The organism is Candidatus Fusobacterium pullicola (genome assembly GCA_018883725.1).
GTDB classification, from domain to species: domain Bacteria; phylum Fusobacteriota; class Fusobacteriia; order Fusobacteriales; family Fusobacteriaceae; genus Fusobacterium_A; species Fusobacterium_A pullicola.
Genome location: JAHLFN010000052.1, coordinates 1 through 2,680 on the forward strand (window position 1 = coordinate 1; position 2,680 = coordinate 2,680).

3 protein-coding genes are annotated in these 2,680 nt (G+C 28.6%); all 3 read left to right on the forward strand.

Annotated elements, in window-relative coordinates; all coding sequences use genetic code 11:
- Positions 1–245, forward strand: a 245-nt coding sequence (locus tag IAA47_05180) for a PD-(D/E)XK nuclease domain-containing protein (protein MBU3842359.1), incomplete at its 5' end; no start/stop codon positions are given.
- A 23-nt stretch (positions 246–268) separates the two neighbouring features.
- Positions 269–1,900, forward strand: coding sequence for an ATP-binding protein (locus tag IAA47_05185; GenBank protein ID MBU3842360.1), 1,632 nt, complete (start codon positions 269–271; stop codon positions 1,898–1,900).
- A 22-nt stretch (positions 1,901–1,922) separates the two neighbouring features.
- A partial coding sequence (locus tag IAA47_05190) for an AAA family ATPase (protein MBU3842361.1) occupies positions 1,923–2,680 on the forward strand: 758 nt, incomplete at its 3' end.

The window sequence follows — 2,680 nt, forward strand, 5'->3', positions numbered from 1 at the left end:
ATCCAAATATGGAGAGTGGTTATGGAAGGGCCGATATAATACTTATTCCAAGAAATAAATCTTGGGCAGGGTATATTTTGGAGTTAAAAAGAGCAAATACCAATGATATAGAAAAAGAGGCAGAAAGAGCCTTTAATCAAATAGAAGATAAAAAGTATGAAACACTACTAAAGAAAAATGGAGTAAAGGATATAGTGAAAATTGGTATAGTTTTTGATGGAAAGAAAGCTGTAGCTTATTATTAAAAAAAGAGGAGAGGAGTATAGCTATGAAAAAAGTACCTATTGCAATAGAGGATTTTAGAGAAGTTAGAGGGCAAGATTGTTATTATGTAGATAAGACAAAGTTTATAGAGGATATATTAAACGATGGATCAGAAGTAAAACTATTTTGCCGTCCTAGAAGATTTGGAAAAACTCTTAATATGTCTATGCTCAAATATTTCTTTAATATAGAAAATAAAGATGAAAATAGAGAACTATTTAATAGCTTATATATAGAGAACTCTCCTATGATGAAAGAACAGGGAAAATATCCGGTTATATTTATTAGTATGAAAGGGATAACTGCTTCTACTTGGGAGGGAGCACTAAAAAATATACGAGATAAAATATTCAAGTTATATAATGAGTATGACGGGAAAATTAATCATATATTGACAGAAAATGAAAATAAAATATTCAATAAATTTGCTGGAAAAGAGAGTGACGAAGAAGAGTTAAAAACTGCTCTATCTTTTTTAACCTCTTTATTATATAAATACTATAACCAAAAGGTAATTGTACTAATAGATGAATATGACTCTCCTATAATTTCAGCTTATGAAAAGAGATATTATAATGAGATGAGAGATTTTTTAAGAGCTTTTTATGGAGATGTACTTAAAACTAATAATTATTTAAAGATGGGGATACTTACAGGGATAATAAGAGTAGCTCAAGCAGGAATATTCTCTGATTTAAATAACTTTACAAATTATACAATACTAAATAATGAATATAGTGATTGTTTTGGGTTGGTTGAAAGTGAAGTAAAAGCAATGCTTGATTATTACAGCATTGGTTATGAGATGCCAGAGGTAAAATCTTGGTATAATGGGTATAGTTTTGGAGAAAATGAGATATATAATCCTTGGAGTATATTAAAATATGTACAGTTTAAAAAGGTAAAATCATATTGGGTAAATACCTCAGGAAATGCTCTGATTTTAAATATGCTATTAGCTTCAAATTCAACTGTTTTTGATAATCTAAATGACTTAATAAATGGTAAAGATATAATGGTATATATCAATGAAAGCATAAGAATGGGGGATAATTTATCTCCTAACAATATTTGGGAAATAATGCTATTTTCTGGATATTTAACAGTGAAAGAAACACTTAGTGAAACAATGTTTGTTTTGAGAATACCAAATAAAGAGATACAAAGTCTATTTAAAGGCTTATTCGTAGATGCTATTTTCAGAGAGAGTAGTAATGTTGGAAGTTTAGTCCAAGCTTTGATTACCAAAAATATCTCTCAAGTAATAAAGAGTTTAGAAGATGTAGTTATTAATGCGATTAGTTTCTATGATATAAGTAGAAAGTATGAGAATCCCTATCAAGCATTATTAGGAGGATTTTTATATGCCTTAGATGATTACTATATAATGGATCCAAATATGGAGAGCGGTTATGGAAGGGCAGATATAATACTTATTCCAAGAAATAAATCTTGGGCAGGGTATATTTTGGAATTAAAAAGAGCAAATACCAATGATATAGAAAAAGAGGCAGAAAAAGCCTTTAATCAAATAGAGGATAAAAAGTATGAAGCACTATTAAAGAAAAATGGAGTAAAGGATATAGTAAAAATTGGTATAGTTTTTGATGGAAAGAAAGCTGTAGCTTATTATTAAAAAAGAAAGAGGAGGTATATAGATGAGAAAGATAGGAATAGGAGTATCAGATTTTAAAGATATCATAGAACAAGAGTATTTCTATGTAGATAAGACAAAATTCATAGAAGAGATATCAGAGAATGGAGCAATAGTACAACTAATAACAAGACCAAGAAGATTTGGAAAGACATTAAATATGTCGATGTTAAGATATTTCTATGATATATCTGGAAAAGATACAAATAGGAAGCTTTTCAAGAATCTATATATAGAGAACTCTGCAACAATAGAGGAACAGGGAAAATATCCAGTTATCTTTATCTCTTTCAAGGATATCAAAACAAATAGTTATAATTCATGTATTGAGGCAATAGCAATTTTAATTGAGGATTTGTATAAGGAGCATCGTTATATAATAGATAGATTAGATAAGTTAGATAGACCAACATATTTAAAATATGCAACTAAGAATGCAAGTATAGAAGAGTTAAAAAAGAGTATTAAGATATTAAGTACATTTCTTAATAACTATTATGATCAAAATGTCATACTGTTAATAGATGAGTACGATACACCAATGGTATCAGCTTATGAAAATGGTTATTACGATGAGATAAAAAGTTTTTTTACAGGATTGTTTGGAAGTGCATTAAAGGAGAATCCAGCACTAAAAAAAGCGGTATTAACAGGGATAATGAGAATATCTAAGGAGAATATATTCTCTGGACTGAACAATATTAGAGTAAATACTATACTAGAGAGTGATTTTTCACAATATTTTGGATTGACAGAGAAGGA

What these genes read in the sequence shown, in the direction of transcription:
- IAA47_05185 (MBU3842360.1), top strand. Translation starts at nt 269, where the DNA reads ATGAAAAAAGTACCTATTGCAATAGAGGATTTTAGAGAAGTTAGAGGG.